Raw genomic sequence first — 15,719 nt, 5'->3', positions numbered from 1 at the left:
ATCAGCGATGTGGTGCTCGTGTCAGTTGACGACGACGGTTTGGGCGTTTCTGTACGCCTGGGGGGTGAGGTCTTGTCCGATTCCAGGTAAGTCGGGGATCTCGTAGACGCCCAGCCTCGGCTGGTAGTCGTGGATGCAGAGGTCGATGTTGGCCGGCAGCAGACTTGTGTTGTTGTGCTCGTGAATCACGAAGTTGGGGAGAACGGCTTCAAGCTGGAGCGCAGCGGCTGTCGAGAGTGGGCTGCCGATAAGGTGCAGCTGTACTCCTATGTCATACGTCGACGCCAACTCCGCGATCTTCTTCGTCTCTGTGTAGCCGCCGCTGGTCCCGAGGTCGGGCTGAATGATGTCGACCACTTGGTGTTCAATGTATGGCCGGAAGCCGAAGGCGGTGTAGAGCCGCTCGCCTGTGGCTATCGGGATTGTTATTTCCCGTTTGATTTTTCGCATCGCTTTCCAGTTCAGCGGCGCGGTCGCTTCTTCGTAATACAGGATCCGAAACTGCTCGAGCTCGCGCCCGAGTTGCACTGCCGTGTTGGCGTCGGTGTGGCAGTGCAACTCGACGATGATGTCCAGCTCGTCACCACCGGCCGCTCGGACGGCACTTACACGATCAACTGCCGTCCGCACTTGCTCACTACTGAGCAGGCCGCGGGTATTCCAACCCATCCACCGGCCGTTCAGATCAAAGCCGATGGGATTGACTTTCACGCAGTCGAAGCCGTCGTCCATGGCCTTCCGCGTAGCTTCTGCATACTCGTCGGGCTTAACCATCGCCCCCATCCGGGGCGCCCAGTCGAACTGAATCTGCGACGCGTAGCTGCGCAGGCGGTCGTTGGTCTTGCCTCCCAAAAGCTGATGCACGGGCACCCCAAGAGCCTTACCCTTGATGTCCCACAGCGCGATGTCGATCGCACTCATGATCGCGAAAATGAGGGTACCTCCGCCCATGCCCCAGAACGTTGTCCGGTAAAGCTTCTCCCAAATCGCGGTCGTCTGGAACGGATCCATACCCAGGATCAGTGGAGCGAAGTCCCGTGCGAGTCCCATCTGGCCTTCAGCCGCGTTACCCATAGGTAAGCCGATTTCGCCGAGGCCATAGATCCCCTCGTCGGTTTCGATACGCAGCACCGTGGGGTTCCAAGGGATGCCATAGTCCCCAGGGTTAGGCGACTGCAGTCGCATTATTTTTACGCGTGTAATCCGCAATCCATTCCTCCTTTCAGATGGTACCTGTCGGACAACCGACAGCCTATGGGAAAGTGTGATGTGCGTCAATGGTCACCACCAGTTCCAGTTGCGTGATTACCGGGCTCGGGTTTGCCCCGATTGGGGCAAGTTGACGGAATTTCGACCTCCTTCGAGTGCAGGTAAGACTGCCCAGCGGGAGGCCTGTAAGGCGGGAGACAACTGCATCTGTCTGGCCGGGACCCTTGCCTTTACGGGCCGGAACTACGTAGCGGGCTATCCCTATCCCGCCCCATCTTCATAGGCAGCACAGCTATGACGCCGCGGGTTTTGATGGCAACCAAGCTGCCTACTTCTTTCGCCGGCGGTCTGCCTGTTGTACCAGTTCGGTAATCCATGGCCGATGTCCGCGTCGAAATTCCATCCACTCAGGGAGGCCCTGAATGGACGGGCCAGACTTGTCGATGTCGATAGTGATTCGACCGCCACCAACCGGTGCGTTGGTGATGTGCAGATCCCCGTAGGTTTCGGGCAGTACAGGATCCATCCATAGTTCCCGACGGGAGACATGAACGTCGTACTGCATCAGGTTTGTCACCAGGAGGATTGGGGCGGTTGCTGCCCAAGCCTGGGGCGAGCACGCGGTTGGATAAGGTACGGGTTCCGCGAACTGGTCGCGGCTGAAGCCGCAGAAGAGCTCGGGCAAGCGCCCACCTGACCATTCCGCGGCTTCCAGCATCGCAGTAGAAATACTCTGAGCTTCCTCCACGAAGCCGTATCGCAGCAGACCGGCAGCGATGATGGCATTGTCGTGGGGCCATACTGAACCGTTGTGATAGCTGGCCGGGTTGTATGCACCCATGTCGCTGGCCAGGGTCCGTATACCCCACCCGCTGAACATTTCCGGAGACATAAGCCGCTCGACAACCTGGGAAGCCTTGTCCTCGTCAACGAGGCCGTACACGAGACAGTGGCCCATGTTGGAGGCACAGGCGTCCACCTGGCGTTTCCTGCCGTCGAGGGCTATTGCAAAGTACCCGCGATCCGGAATCCAGAACTGCTCGTTAAACCTTCGTTTGAGCTCTGCTGCCCGATCGGAGAGTTCATCTCCCCGTGCGGTGTCCCCAGCGGCATATGCCATCCAGGCGCGGGCAGTGTACGCGGCATAGACATAGGCCTGAACTTCACAGAGCGCGATCGGGGGCTCCGCAAGTGTTCCATCGGCAAAATTGATCCCGTCCCAGGAGTCCTTCCAGCCCTGGTTGATCAGCCCTTGGTCGTTGAGACGTTCATATTCGACGAAACCGTCGCCATCTTTGTCCCCGTAATGCCGTATCCAATCCAAGGCGCGGTCCGCGTGAGGCAGTAAATCAGCGATAATATCAGCGCCAAATCCCCACCGGCTGACGGCTCCAAGCACATCCACAAACAGTGGCGTCGCGTCGACGCTCCCGTAGTAGGCCGATTTGCCTCCAAGGGCCAAACCAGCGTTGACGCTAAACCTTACTTCGTGCAGGATCTTGCCGGGCTCTTCCTCCGTCAGCGGGTCCACGACGCTTCCTTGCCGGTCCGCCAGCGTCTGCAGTGTCCCTAGGGCCAGTGATGGATCCACCGGTAACGCCATTTCTGAGGCCCACAAGGAATCACGGCCAAAGAGCGTCATGAACCACGGGGCACCTGCAGCCACCACAACACGCTCTGGATGGTTCGGGTCCTCAATCCGGAGGGCACCCAAGTCATCGTAGCTCCGCCGCAAGGTCCGCTCTATGGATCGATTACTCATGTGTACGACCGGAATCTTGGCAACCCATTCCTTGCGGCGCCGGTCACTTGGGGACAACACTTCCCCATCAGGGTGGACGAGTGCAGCGCTCCGCGCGGAGCCTTCGACCTCGGCCGTAGCACTGACAATCGCGCTCCAGTGACCGTGTGGCGGGACCGATATCCGATAGGTGACCGCTTCCGGCTTCACGTCGGCTCCTGGCGCCTGAATGACGACCCGCTTTCGCATGCCTTGCCAAGCCCCGTCAATGGTCAACTGGTCCCGGTCGACATGGCGGCTTGCGTCCCACGTTCGTTGAATCCGGGCTTCCTTCACTTCGAAAAGGTCCGCGAAATCCGCTTCAACCTCCAGGGACATCACGCACTGGACGGGCTTTGTTGAGAAATTGCGAACCGTAAGTTGTTCTCGGAGACCGGCCCCGACTTCCCGCAGCCGCTCTACAATCAGCGGACTGTCCGCGTATCCGTCGGATCGGGGAACCCGACCTGCAAACAGCGCACGGAAAGGCTCCCGGGTCTCGGCAGCCAGGGACTCCAGCGGTTGACTGTTGACTGTCAGGTTCCAGCGGGACAGGAAGCGGGTGTCCTGGACGAACAGGCCATGCGGGTGCTCAGGATGAATGTCGCCATTGGGTAAGGAAATGCAGAACGAGGTTTCCTCGACCAGGGTGACGGTCCCTGCCCCTACTGGCCCGGCCGCCGTGTCAGCATTCCATCCAGCCATCCTGGTTCCTCCAAGAAAGCAGCGCCGGCACAACGTGGTCTCTTCGACACGCTTGGGCGACGGCTTGTTTACTTGACCCTACTCTCCCGCGGCAAAGGGGTGTAGACCCTGTTCCATATCCTGCGTTGCATCCAGACAAGGAACTGGACCAGCGGATCAGACGGCGTAAAAGCAGGGAAAGGTGGCGAGCCTACAATCTTCAGAGGCATCTGGAATCGGGGCACTAAACGCTAGAAGGCTGCTGCTCGAGGAGTGAACCAACCGGAGAACTCCTCTGCCCACTCGTGTGGACCAACAAATCCGATAGAGCCCAACTGCCGTGCATCCTCACAGCGGCGAAGACCCCACCACAGATCGTAGAGGACCCGCGGGGCGACATGGATCTGAAGATCCGGGGTACGTTCTGAGCGGCCGATGCTCGCGGTTGTCTTGCTGTTTTCCCTGCAGATCCAACCCTGGAAGGGTGCTCCCCTGACGTTGTCGAACTCGAATGCCAGGACAAGCGACTTCCGAGGCAGGGAATCTGTCACGAGGCTGCGGCCCATGTGTTCGAGCAGTGTGCCAAGACCTGCCCGCAGATCATTCTCAAAGGGCTCTTGCCATCGACTTGCCCAGAGACCGAGCGACTCCAAGGTCTCGCGCAACCCGTAGCCGATCGGCGTCAATCTGTAGCGGCGCGAGCCGCGGGGGCCGGTTTCATCGTTGCGAACGACAAGCTCCAGCTGGACCAGCCGCTTAAGCCGCTGGGAGAGCAGCGTCCGTGAGAGATCAGGCAGCGCGCGGGACATATCATTGAACCCCATCTCACCGCCGAGCAGTTCACGCACGATCAACAGGGACCAGCGGTCGCCCAGCAGCCGCAGCCCTTGCGATATGGACCAATAGTCGGCACTCAGGCGCCCGGCAGTATCCGCCAGGTCGTCGTGTTCTCGGGGGAGTTGCTCTGCAATGGTCGTCATCGTCCCTGAGCTCCAAGCGGTCTGTGAGTAGTGCTGCCGCCATTCTTCCCGACCGGTCAGGCAGCTGTATGTGCGCCGTGCACATAAGTTGACGCCAAGCTGTCCGTGGTGGACCTTCTCCCATTCTGTCTTTGAAAGAAGAATCGGAGGTTGGGCTGCTAACCGCCCCACCTCCGATTCCAGTCCTCTTGCTAGAGCCGGATGTCGGCAGACTCCCCCGGCTTTAGGGCGATGAGCAGATCGCTCAGCCCAGCGTCCGCAAAGAGTTTGCTGATCTGATCCGCATTTTGGCTGAAATGTGCCCACGAATCCTCGTGCACTGGAACGACCTTTTTAGCACCCATGATCTTGGCCGCTTCGAGGGCGCGGTCATTGCTGAGAGTTATATACGCCCCATCAGCAATCACATCGAATTTAGCGCCGCCGACGAAGAGTACAGCGATGTCAATGGTTGGAAAACGGTCCGCGATTTCGCGCACGATATCCAGCTCGGAGTTGTCACCGCTGATGTACACCGTCGGTATGCCCTCCGCTTCGAGAACAAAGCCGATCACCGGACCAAGCGCGTCCCACACGCCCTCCGGGCCGTGATGCGCCGGCACTGCCGTGATCTTCATCTGCCTGCCATCGGGAAGCGCCACGGTATGAACGTCGTAGTCGCTGATCCCCAGGACGTTGGGGCCAAAGCTCCCCGCGGCCTCCGTCGTGGTGAGGGCAAGCGGCACCATCGTGAGAAAACCCCGACCGGCCACGTCCAGATTGTCGATGTGCTCGTGGGAAGCGAGAGCCAGGTCAACCTGACCAAGCTCCTCGGGGGTGGCGCTCGGGCCGAGCTTCTTGGTAACGGGCCCGGCGATTGGGTGGTGGTAGACCTGGGGAGAATCAAAGGTCGGGTCAGTGATCATCCGGTAGCCGGCGATCTCGAGGAGCAGGGTCGGTCCTCCAACGAGGGTTACTTTGACGTCGTCCATAATTTCAGTCCTATCGGTTCGGTGCGCCTGATTACGGGAAGTTCAGCTTTTGCTCATCATCTGAGCCGTGATGTCTTCTGCCCCGTGCAGGACGTAGACGAGCTTGCCCTCATCGTCGAACGCCGGGGCGTTCAGGGGCTGGAACCAGCGGGGCTCGAAAATTCCGTCCGAGTTCTTAATGTCATAGCGAACAGGCGGAAGAATGTCGATTTTTCCGGTCTCGACAACAAGCTCGATGGAGCTTCGCAGAATCTCTGTTCCCTTCGCATCAGGGTTGTCCGGGTTGTCCGGAAAAGCGTCAAGGATATCCATGCCGACGATTCCCTCACGGCTCTTTCCCGTAGATGCAAGGAACGAGTCAGTGGCGGCGACAATCGTCCTGTCAGGGGCGACGATGATGTATTGGTTCGGCAGACTTTCGAAGATTCTCTGGAAGTCGGGGTTACGTGCATCTGAGGATGACACTTTCGGTTCCTTTCCTGATAAGCGACGTTTTCGCGTCTCGTAATGCCATTGGAGCAGCTGGCCGCGCCCCTAACTAGTGCAAGACATGGACCGGAACGTCCAGTTGCCTCGACCACGAAACCGCGGATGACCGTCAGCCTGGGCCATCTACGGCGAGGTGTCCCAGGCCAACTAGAGGCCGAAGGCGGTTCCGTGACCGTGTTCGAATACGAGGTTGGTCTGGGTGCCTGCGACGGCAGGATTCGAAGACAAGTGGTCCAGCACGAATTGACGGATGTGCTCAGTGTTTTTGGCCGTGATGTGGATCAAGAAATCGTCGGCACCGCCCAGTACGAAGAACTGCTTAATTTCGGGAAGGTCCCGCAACTCGTTACCGAAGGCGTTCATGAGGTGACGGGCACCAGGCCTAAGCCGCACGCTCACCAGGGCCTGGAGGGGCAAACCCATCGCTTCGGGTGCGACTTCGACGGTGAACCGCTTGATCACCCCCGACTCCTTGAGCGCCTTAAGGCGCGCAAGACAGGTTGACGGCGCAAGCCCCAGGGCTTCCGACAACGACTGATTTGTACGCCTCGAATTCTTGGACAACAGACCCAGAAGCCTCTGGTCGACTTCGTCCAGAGTCACCTGCTGCAGTTTCTGCGGGTCGGACATCATGTAACGCTCCTCACAACGCAGGAATTTGCCAGTTACTTGCATTCTGCCGTAGATCCTGTGCTGAAACACGCCTTGCCCGCAGTTTCTGTCATTCTTTTTCCCACAAGCATCAATCTCCTCAGAAAGCGTGAGCATGATCATCTCCGTCCCCAAGGAAATCAAGAACAACGAGTTCCGCGTGGCCATCACGGCTGCCGGCGTGCATGAATTCAAAGCAAACGGCCACGACGTGCTCGTGGAAACCGGTGCCGGCGCCGGTTCCGGCATTAGCGATCAGGAGTACGCACTCGCCGGAGCTGAGATCGTTCAGACTGCAGACGAGGTCTGGGCCCGAGCCGACATGGTGATGAAGGTTAAGGAACCCGTGGCGTCCGAATACCGCCACTTCCGCGAGGGACTGCTCCTTTTCACCTACCTTCACCTTGCCGCGGAGCCGGCACTCACTCAGGCGCTTGTCGACTCCGGCGTCACGGCCATCGCTTATGAGACGGTCCAGGAAGGCCGGGCGCTGCCGCTGCTCGCACCCATGTCCGAAGTGGCCGGCCGACTCTCCGTTCAGGTCGGCGCGACCTCCCTCATGGCGCCCGCCGGCGGCAAAGGCGTGCTGCTCGGCGGCGTACCCGGCGTCCGCCCCGCGAAAGTGGTGGTCCTCGGTGCAGGTGTCGCAGGCACCAACGCCGCCGTCATGGCCCTCGGCCTCGGTGCCGATGTCACCATTCTGGACATCAACATCAACCGTCTGCGCGAACTCGACGCCCAGTACCAGGGCCGGCTCAAAACCGTGGCGTCGAACTCGTACGAGATCGAAAAGTCAGTGATCGATGCTGATCTCGTCATCGGCTCCGTTCTGATTCCGGGAGCGAAGGCTCCCAAGCTCGTCACCAACGACCTCGTGGCCCGGATGAAGCCCGGCTCGGTCCTGGTGGACATCGCGGTGGACCAGGGCGGCTGCTTCGAGGACACGCACCCCACCACGCATCAGGAACCCACGTACAAGGTTCACGAGACGATCTTCTACTGCGTGGCCAACATGCCCGGCGCTGTCCCGAACACCTCCACCTACGCGCTGACCAACGTCACGCTCCGCTACGCGGTTGCTTTGGCCAACTACGGTGTCAAGGGTGCTTTCGACCGGCTCCCCGCTCTGGCCGGCGGTCTGAACGTGGCGGCGGGAAAGGTCACTCACAAGTCTGTCAGCGATGCCCATGGACATGACCTCGCCGACTGGCAGGACCTCGTGACGGTTTAGGACATCGGCTGTGCCTGCCCGAGAGAAGGCAGGCACAGCCGGCTCCATAGGAAGGGGCACGGCATCAAATGGCATTTCACCTGCAACCCAAATGGCAGCCGCTGGTTGGCCAACTGGTCATCGTGAAACTTCTGGATAAGGAGATCCGCCGCGGAGTTGTCGATGCAGTAACCGACGATGATCAAATCCTGTGGCTCGACAGTGATGGCGCCGACCCCCGCCGTCTCTTTCACCGGGCAGACGGTTTCAAGGTGTGGGTCGACTATAGATGGGAAACCGACAGGTCCAGCCTCTGCCCTGACTTCCAGCATGCTGCTGCACCATGAGGTGCGAACACTCCGCTGCGCCTGGACGCGTACAGCTTCTGGAACAGCTGAATGACGATAATGAGTTAGCAAGAGCCATTACTCGGCTGCGCTCTGAAACAGTCCAGGATGAAGCGTCAGGCGTTCTTGTCACCTGGCACGGCCCCTGGTCCTACACCCTTGAGCTCAGCCACCAGATTCCTCCTGGACTCGTCTACGAGTGCGTCGCCCCTGAACAACTGAACTTCTAAGACTGATTCAGGACCGGTCTGACTGATCGAGCCCATCAGCGCCCCTCCCCCAACGGTGGCGCGCCGGCGGCGCCCCTCCAGCAGGATGTCGACCATGACGAGCCGACTGCGGGGTCCACCGTCTGCCGGATGGGCACCAGGCACACAGCCGGTGCGAACGCTATGCCCGCAGTACATACCGATCATCTGTGCCGACGCGAAAATGGTCGAATATGAAGAGTCGGTAAGCCACTCCCATTTCTGGTGTGTCGGGAGCGGGAGCACCACCGGCCGTGTGCAACCTGGCAACGAGAAGGAAACCATGATGTCCGAACCTACTGTGGAAAGAGCAGATCTCGGCATGGCCTGGGCGGTGAAAGAGAGCTTTGTACAGTACGTGCAGTCTATGCGCGATGGACGCATACTCCTGCGCGAGGGTGCTGCCGTGACAAATACCCGACAGTTCTATTTCCCGTTCAGAAGCCTGGATCATTCTGACGGGCACAACTTTGTGCTCCAGTTCGGTGGAGAGGCCCGCTTCCTCGCCCATCACGGGCTTATGTCGGTCTCGATTTGCAACCCAAAAATAATAGTCGGGCCCGACGGGGCATGCTTGTCTATCGAACAAGGAAACGAGATCGTGCACCTCGCCCATCTCGACTTGCCGGCGGTGTCGGTGGAAGACGGCATCAATATGTGGGCAAATGTCCCGGTAGCTCTGACCAGCGCAGGAGCGGCTGTTTTCGCAGATAGCTATTCAGCCGGAGAAACACTGGCTCCGCTGACCATGAGGGCACCATCCTTTGTGGAGGTATCCTGAACCCGTTCTGGGGTGAACTGGCGGTACCAGCTGCGACAAGGTCCTGGGCCTAGACATGAAGGCGCCGTGCTTTGCCCCGCTCCGTACTGGTGGACCGGGCACGAGGTACTGGCAAGGACCTGTTCCTGCCCGCAGACTCAATGAGTCCAGGGGCAGGAATCGCTGCATTGGCTAGTGTCCAACGTCCACCCCGCGGCCGCAGCGCCACCACGCACTGTTGGTTACTGAGTAGCCACCGTTGCCGTGGTTCGGACCAGGTGGGCGAAGCGTCGCGCCATCGCCTCGGTATGTTCCCTCACGATCTGGTCTTGTTTCTCGAATGCTTTCATTCCGCGGCCGGCCCGCTCCACGGCAACCGTGTCATTCTCCTTGACCAGGGACAACCACTGGCGGTAGACCACCGGCGAGATCTCCGGGTGAAACTGAACTCCCCATGACATCTCGCCTACTCGAAAAGCCTGATGCGGATACTGGGCCGTCATCCCGAGCCATACTGCTGACGGCGGGAGTTGGTCGATCATGTCCCCATGCATGGCGCCTGCGAGGAAGGGCCCGGGCAATCCGGCCATCAAGGGATCCTCGGCAGCATCGGGCCGTAATGCCACCTCGACGACCCCCGCTTCGAGGCCTTGGTTTCCCCTGGCCACGGTCCCGCCGAACGTCTGTGCCATCAACTGAGCTCCAAGGCAGATCCCTAGCGTCGGTTTCCTCTGGCTGGCGGCGGCCGCCATGAGGCGCCGGATGTCGGTAAGCCAGTGATAGGCATGGTCGTCCAAGGAGCTCATGTCTCCGCCAAGAACCACCAGGGCGTCCTCTTGAATCACGTCCGGGATAACGCCGCCACTGAAAGGCTGGATGATTCTGGTGGTTATTCCCTCATCGTGCAGCCAAACACCGAGCCGGTCCAGTGGGCAGTGGAAATCTGGCTGTATGACTAGTGCCTGCAGGGTACCGGTACCTCGGGGCAGGTTTGGCTGATTGGTCATTCTCGAATTCCTTATCGGGCGGTCAGGTTTCAGCATGCGAAACCCCGGGTTGTGAAGGGACGGTGGCATCCTGTGTGGTTAAGCCGGACACCGAAGCCCCATGGCCTTTAGTCCCCGGACCCAGGCGGACAACTTCAACGTAGCGAACAGCACGGCCGGGGTCGCAGTGCCGGTTGCACATTAGGATCCGAATGTGTGTGCCACAGCCTGGTGATCTTGGGATCATCCGAATATTTCCTCAGCGGACCCCGGCCGCTGTTGCCGTCATTGAAGAACAGTGCGGTGGCCTTCGCGCATAGCCAGTCGCGCAGCGATGCCCGTGGGCAGCCAGTCGCCGGCTTCTTCGAATGAATGACCGATGAGCTGCTCTACGCGCTGGAGCCGTTGCCGGAGTGTGTTGCGGTGGATGTGCAGTTTGGAGACCGTGTCGGCAATGGATCCTTTATTGGATAGGAGCATGGCGACGGTTTCGGCCAGCTGGGTTCCATTTTCCGCGTCGTAGCGCATGAGGGACCTGAGTTCGGCGAGCACGTCCCTGATCTCTGCAGACATCCCCTCCCCAACAAGGGGCAGTTCCTGCAGGTGTTCTATGTCGCTGAAAGAGGTGACCCGTCTCCCGGATGTCCTGCCGACCAGTTCTGTCCAGGCCAGTGCGGTTTCGGCGTCTGAGAGCGCTGGCTGCAGAGAGGCGACGTCCCGCGCCAGTGGACCTACGCCGGCGAAAGCTGAGACGCCACGGTGTTCGTCGAGGTCAGAAAGAGTCGTCTCCAGCTTCGCCTTGATCTCTTCTCCGGAGCCGGAAGGGGTATCGATAAAGAGCAGGCTGAGGGGGCCTTCCGTGAAGACCAGGGATCGGGGGCCGGCCAGTTCCTGAAGGTAGGGGGCGATGCGTCTGGACACCGCGTCAGAGTCGAATTTCAGCCGTTTCACTCGCACCAGGACCGGCAGAGTGCGGCCCTTTGACCAGCCTGATTCCTCGAGAATGCGGGCGAAGGTGCTCGTGCCGACGCTTCGGAGCAGGCGTGAAGCATGGGATGAGCCGACGGACTCCAGTTCTACTGCTTCAAAGAGGGCGGCCAGCTGGGAGCAAATGGCGCTGAGCCGATCGAGCTCTCTGGTGGAATAGCGGCGTGGACGATAGCACGTGACGATGCCCCGGGTGCTCGTCAGGCCAAAGGAGACAGATACCCGCTCGTGTCCGGCGAAGTTGGATTCAATGAATTCGGACGTTGCTGTTCGTGAGTGAGTGGTTCTAACTACGATTCCGCTTCGCTCGCCCTTGTCCATTGCGATGGCGGTGGGCGGCGATGTGGCTGCACCTCGCCCGAAATATTCAATGACGCAGCCGTCGGAGCTCATGTGTTTAAGAATCGCCTGGGTGGCCACTTGGGCGCATTGCAGGACGGAAGTGGCGGAGTTGATCGGGAAATCGACAAGGAAGTGCGCTGCTGCGGATTGGCGCCGCAAGTCATCAACTGTCTCAGCCTGCAGCAGGCCGCTGGCAAGCAGCACTCCCACCTCGTCAGCAATCAGCTTTGACTCCCAGGTGAAGGTTTCCTCCTCATATGACCAGAGGCTGAACACGCCAAGGAGGGTCCCGGTCGGTGCCACGATCGGGACAACCAGCATCGAATTGAAATCTTCTTCCTGCAGTTCGCTGATGCTGGCGAACCTCGGGTCCTGCTGAATGTTCTTGTTTAGGACAACCGACTGTTTGGTGAGCCCTGCCCAGCCAGTTACACCTTCGCCGAGGCGAAGGGTGATTCGTCCCATTTGCTGGCTTTGCACTCCAGGGGTGCCTGCGCGCATGACAAGGACTTGTTCCTGTTCATCCCACAGGTAGACGAAAACCCCTGCTGAGTTTGTTGCCCTGGCTACCAAGTCCACTGCTCTTTGAGCAAGCGCGAGTGGATCGGGTCCTTCCATCATGAGCTGCGTGAGCTCGGACAGGGTGTCTGCGCGAAGCTCTGCTATTTGGAGTTTGTGGCGATAGCCAGCGGGCAGGACCTCATTCGGTTGCGGGGCCGCAGGCTCAGCAGGGGGTTTCATCGTTTCAGCTTAGAAGGCTCATGCCCATGGAGGCCCGGCTGAACTGCCTTGGCGCGTTGACGCCGATCCAAGCCACGTCCTCCGCCGCAGATCCAATCCGGTACAGGGCGGCGTTGCGTTCCTCCGCAGCGTATACCTGTACAAGTTCGCCTGCCGGCGGAAGCATTCCGTGCACCTGTACCTTTCGGCCGAACTGCTCCGTCCACCCGTACGGAGCCTGTTCCAGTTCGCTGGAGTCGAAGCCTGCGAAGTATTCTGCCAGGGCTGCGCCATGACGTTGGGCCTGGGTCCAACTCTCGAACCGCCGAAAGGTTCCGTCCTCGGCCTGCCGGGCCGAAACGTCTCCGATAGCGAAGATCCCGTCGGCGATTTCACCACTGGTCAGGAGGGCTTTCCCGTCCGCAGTGCAACGGACTCCGTTGGAAATGTCGAGCTCGCTGTAGGTCAGCCATTCGGTGTGGGGGCGTGCGCCGACAGCGCTGATAACCAGGTCGGCGTGCAGGTCCAGGCCGCTGACCCGGACCGTCCACTGCGCATCCGTTTTCTGAATGGATTCCACAGCAACCCCAAAATGAGTTACGACACCGGCCTGATGCATCCATGCCTTCGCTTCCTCTCCCAGATGTCCTGAAAAGAAGCGCTGCATTGGTTGCGGAGCCAAATCCACTACCGTGACGGCAAGCCCACGCTGGGCGAGTGTAGATGCCAGTTCCGCACCAATGGTTCCGGCGCCGATGATGATCGCACTGGAAGCTCCTGCATCCACGGCGCTGCGCAGGGCAAGGGCGTCCTGCGCGGTTCTGAGGCTGAGAACGCCCGCTGGCTCGTTCGGCAGCCGGATTGAGCCGGCTCCTGTGGAGATGACGACGGCGTCAGCGGCTACTTCTCCGAGCTTGTCCGTCAGGACAGTCCGCTTGTCGGTGAGCAGCCCGATGGCCTTTGCCTTGAGGATCGGCGTAGCCTCCGGCCACCACTCGGCCGGTTCGACGGGGCCGGTGCCAAGAAGGAATTGCTTGGACAGCGGGGGCCGGTCGTAGGGCGCGTTCGGGTCTGAATCAATGACGATAAATTCGCCTGCAAAGCCCAGCTCGCGGCTGCGTTCAATCAGCATCGCCGACGCGACCGAAGCGCCAATGACCGCAACCCGGTCTGGCAGATGTGTCACGATGCCGAAACCTCTGATGCTTTCTCGCTGGCCTCGTTCGTTTCCCGTTCCAGGATTGCCCGTTCGGGGCAGTTCCGGATGGCCTTGCGGACGTTGGGTTCATCGCCGCTGTTTTCGCGGCCAGGAATGACGTGCGCGTAGCCTTCCTCGTCGATCTCAAAGGTTTCGGGTGCCAGAGCCCAGCACCGGGCGTGGCCTTGGCAACGCCCTCCGTCGACCCAAAGTTCTCCCATGGTGATCAAGCTCCAATCTTGAGGGTAAGCGGGCCGACGCCGTGCCACGGTTCGTCGTCGTTTGCCCGTTCGAAGTGAGGGACAGCCTTCAGGAATTCCTCCATGGCGATAACCATTTCGGCGCGGCCAAGGTTCGAGCCGAGGCACCGGTGGATCCCTCCGCCGAAGGCCAGGTGGCGGTTGTCTTCACGGTCAATCTTGATGTCGTTGGGTTCTTCGTAGACCTCCGGGTCACGGTTGCCCGCGCCGAAGACGAGCACAACGCGTTCGCCAGCCTTGATTTCCTGGCCCCGGACAACTGTGTCCTTCTTCGCGGTGCGCGCCATGGCCTGGACCGGGGAGAGGGTCCGCAGGAATTCTTCGGCTGCGGTGGGGATCAGGTCCGGGTCTTCCCGCAACTGCTGCTGGGCCTGCGGGTTGCCGGCCAGGTACCAGAGGGCGGAACGGATCGCCCAGGCGGTCGTGTCGAGCCCGGCGAGGAAGAGCAGGTAGCAGTACGACAGCAGCTCTTCCCGCGTGAGCTTCCGGCCTTTCACTTCCGCTTTCAGGAGCTGGGTGATCAGGTCATTGCTGGCGTCCGCTTCCGGTCCGGCCTTTTCCCGTTCGTCGAGAAGGCGGTCGAAGTAGTCGTTGAGTTCGCGTCCGGCCGCGTATGCGGTTTCCGGATGCGCGGTCCGCTCATAGATGATTTCGTCGATCCACCGGTCGAAGATTGGCCAGTCCTGTTCCGGATATCCGGCCAGGCGGCTGAAGATAATGGTCGGCATCGGGCGGGCAAGCTTTGCCGAGACATCAACGACGTCTCCGGCTGTGAGGACTTCCTGGCACAGCTGCTGGGCGGTCTCCCGCATTCCGGGTGTCAGCTTTGAGATGTTCATGGGGGTGAACATCGGCAGCAGGATTTTGCGGAAGTCAGCGTGGGTCGGGGGATCGATGTCGATCGGAATGAGGGGGACGTCAGTGCCGAACGCCGGGAGGAGCATTGAGGGTCCGACCGCGAAGGTGTCGGGGTCCTGCTCGGCGTTGAAGATATCTTCGCTCTTGGTGATGTACCAAAAGCCTCCATACTTGTTGCTGTGCCCGACAGGTCCGTTGGCTAGGATGTCCTGGTATTCGTCGAAAATGTTGTCGAGCGACCGTCCGTGGAAGTCAAAGTCTGACTTGTTGTGGCTGAGTCCCCGCTCAGTTTCTGTGCTCATGAGAATTGCTCCTGAAGTGGTTTCTGTGACTGTGCGTACGCTGCGGCCTTCTCCACGAGATCGACGAAGAGGGCCTTCTGGGCTTCGTGGTAGTCGACCATGTGCTCGGGATGCCATTGGACTCCGATGAGGCGGGCATCGTCGGCTTCAATTGCTTCGATAACATCGCCTTCCCGTCCCACGACACGAAGGCCTGTTCCGAGCTTTCCCAAGCCCTGGTGGTGGTAGCTGTTCACGGGAATGGTCAGGTCTTTGGCGATCCGGGCAAGTTCGGAACCGGGCTCCAGTTGTACCTGGTGCCATGGTTCATGAGAGGGATGGTCCTGCCAGTGCCCCCTGTCCGGGCTCACTTCCTGGACGAGGTTTCCGCCTCGAATAACGTTGACTAGCTGCATCCCCCGGCAAGTGGCCAGGATGGGCAGGCCGCGGAGCATGGCCTCGTTGTAAAGCTCGATTTCGAAGTCGTCCCTGATGTCGCACACGTCATAGACCGTGTCGGCCGGGTCCTCCCCATACAGCCGGGGGCTGATGTCACCGCCGCCGGTGAGGATCAGCCCGTCGAATCCTTCAAGCGCCGCATCGGGGATCGTTGCCGTGGACGGAAGAATGGCGGGACGGCCGCCTGCGGCAAGCACGCCGTTGGCGTAGGCCATGTTCTGGACCGTTGAAGGCATCGGGCCAAAGGCGGTATCGACGGTCTGCCGGGCCGCGGAAATGGCAATAAGGGGCGCCCGCAT

Annotated in this window: 15 protein-coding genes; 3 read left to right on the top strand and 12 right to left on the bottom strand. The window is 60.2% G+C overall.

What is annotated here, in order from left to right; all coding sequences use genetic code 11:
- Window positions 1–21 precede the first annotated feature (21 nt).
- The 6 genes from ACZ9J7_RS00315 to ACZ9J7_RS00290 all read right to left on the bottom strand — a co-directional run bounded on the left by ACZ9J7_RS00315 (window position 22) and on the right by ACZ9J7_RS00290 (window position 6,887).
- The gene (locus tag ACZ9J7_RS00315) at window positions 22–1,131 is read right to left on the bottom strand and encodes a mandelate racemase/muconate lactonizing enzyme family protein (RefSeq protein WP_476206104.1); all 1,110 of its coding nucleotides are present in this window, start codon (window positions 1,129–1,131) and stop codon (window positions 22–24) included.
- 406 nt (window positions 1,132–1,537) lie between these two features.
- Complete coding sequence (locus ACZ9J7_RS00310; protein WP_476206102.1) at window positions 1,538–3,694, bottom strand: amylo-alpha-1,6-glucosidase; 2,157 nt, start codon at window positions 3,692–3,694, stop codon at window positions 1,538–1,540.
- Window positions 3,695–3,924: 230 nt separating this feature from the next.
- Complete coding sequence (locus tag ACZ9J7_RS00305; protein ID WP_056331943.1) at window positions 3,925–4,653, bottom strand: winged helix-turn-helix transcriptional regulator; 729 nt, start codon at window positions 4,651–4,653, stop codon at window positions 3,925–3,927.
- 191 nt (window positions 4,654–4,844) lie between these two features.
- Entirely contained in the window at window positions 4,845–5,624 is a 780-nt protein-coding gene (locus tag ACZ9J7_RS00300) for an MBL fold metallo-hydrolase (RefSeq protein WP_056331945.1), read from the bottom strand.
- A gap of 42 nt (window positions 5,625–5,666) precedes the next feature.
- Complete coding sequence (locus tag ACZ9J7_RS00295; RefSeq protein WP_476206100.1) at window positions 5,667–6,089, bottom strand: PAS domain S-box protein; 423 nt, start codon at window positions 6,087–6,089, stop codon at window positions 5,667–5,669.
- Between the two features lie 171 nt (window positions 6,090–6,260).
- Entirely contained in the window at window positions 6,261–6,887 is a 627-nt protein-coding gene (locus ACZ9J7_RS00290) for an Lrp/AsnC family transcriptional regulator (protein WP_314212398.1), read from the bottom strand.
- On the opposite strand from ACZ9J7_RS00290, the gene ald reads away from it, so the two are divergent.
- From ald to ACZ9J7_RS00275, 3 genes are all read left to right on the top strand, one after another.
- On the top strand, window positions 6,880–7,995 hold the full coding sequence (gene ald, locus ACZ9J7_RS00285) for an alanine dehydrogenase (protein WP_314212401.1): 1,116 nt from the start codon (window positions 6,880–6,882) through the stop codon (window positions 7,993–7,995). The two genes, ACZ9J7_RS00290 and ald, sit on opposite strands and share 8 nt — an antisense overlap.
- A 68-nt stretch (window positions 7,996–8,063) precedes the next feature.
- On the top strand, window positions 8,064–8,321 hold the full coding sequence (locus ACZ9J7_RS00280) for a hypothetical protein (RefSeq protein WP_134165669.1): 258 nt from the start codon (window positions 8,064–8,066) through the stop codon (window positions 8,319–8,321).
- A gap of 534 nt (window positions 8,322–8,855) precedes the next feature.
- Window positions 8,856–9,350 (top strand): HtaA domain-containing protein, encoded by a 495-nt coding sequence (locus tag ACZ9J7_RS00275; RefSeq protein ID WP_235565123.1) that lies wholly within the window; start codon window positions 8,856–8,858, stop codon window positions 9,348–9,350.
- A gap of 221 nt (window positions 9,351–9,571) precedes the next feature.
- Here ACZ9J7_RS00275 and ACZ9J7_RS00270 read toward each other — a convergent pair whose 3' ends face one another.
- The 6 genes from ACZ9J7_RS00270 to ACZ9J7_RS00245 all read right to left on the bottom strand — a co-directional run bounded on the left by ACZ9J7_RS00270 (window position 9,572) and on the right by ACZ9J7_RS00245 (window position 15,719).
- A complete protein-coding gene (locus tag ACZ9J7_RS00270) occupies window positions 9,572–10,336 on the bottom strand; it encodes a type 1 glutamine amidotransferase (RefSeq protein WP_056331959.1) in 765 nt (254 codons plus the stop codon).
- A 264-nt stretch (window positions 10,337–10,600) separates the two neighbouring features.
- The gene (locus ACZ9J7_RS00265) at window positions 10,601–12,385 is read right to left on the bottom strand and encodes a helix-turn-helix domain-containing protein (RefSeq protein ID WP_082566703.1); all 1,785 of its coding nucleotides are present in this window, start codon (window positions 12,383–12,385) and stop codon (window positions 10,601–10,603) included.
- 4 nt (window positions 12,386–12,389) lie between these two features.
- Complete coding sequence (locus ACZ9J7_RS00260; protein WP_235565124.1) at window positions 12,390–13,550, bottom strand: NAD(P)/FAD-dependent oxidoreductase; 1,161 nt, start codon at window positions 13,548–13,550, stop codon at window positions 12,390–12,392.
- On the bottom strand, window positions 13,547–13,783 hold the full coding sequence (locus ACZ9J7_RS00255) for a ferredoxin (RefSeq protein WP_056332056.1): 237 nt from the start codon (window positions 13,781–13,783) through the stop codon (window positions 13,547–13,549). The genes ACZ9J7_RS00260 and ACZ9J7_RS00255 overlap by 4 nt, the downstream gene beginning before the upstream one ends.
- Window positions 13,784–13,788: 5 nt before the next feature.
- Window positions 13,789–14,982, bottom strand: coding sequence for a cytochrome P450 (locus tag ACZ9J7_RS00250; protein ID WP_056331965.1), 1,194 nt, complete (start codon window positions 14,980–14,982; stop codon window positions 13,789–13,791).
- Window positions 14,979–15,719 (bottom strand): gamma-glutamyl-gamma-aminobutyrate hydrolase family protein, encoded by a 741-nt coding sequence (locus ACZ9J7_RS00245; RefSeq protein WP_056331967.1) that lies wholly within the window; start codon window positions 15,717–15,719, stop codon window positions 14,979–14,981. The genes ACZ9J7_RS00250 and ACZ9J7_RS00245 overlap by 4 nt, the downstream gene beginning before the upstream one ends.

The sequence above is a fragment of the Pseudarthrobacter sp. TE9888 genome (assembly GCF_056279345.1).
The sequence above is the reverse complement of the archived record's forward strand: the minus strand, read 5'-3'. Positions and strand labels throughout refer to the sequence as shown.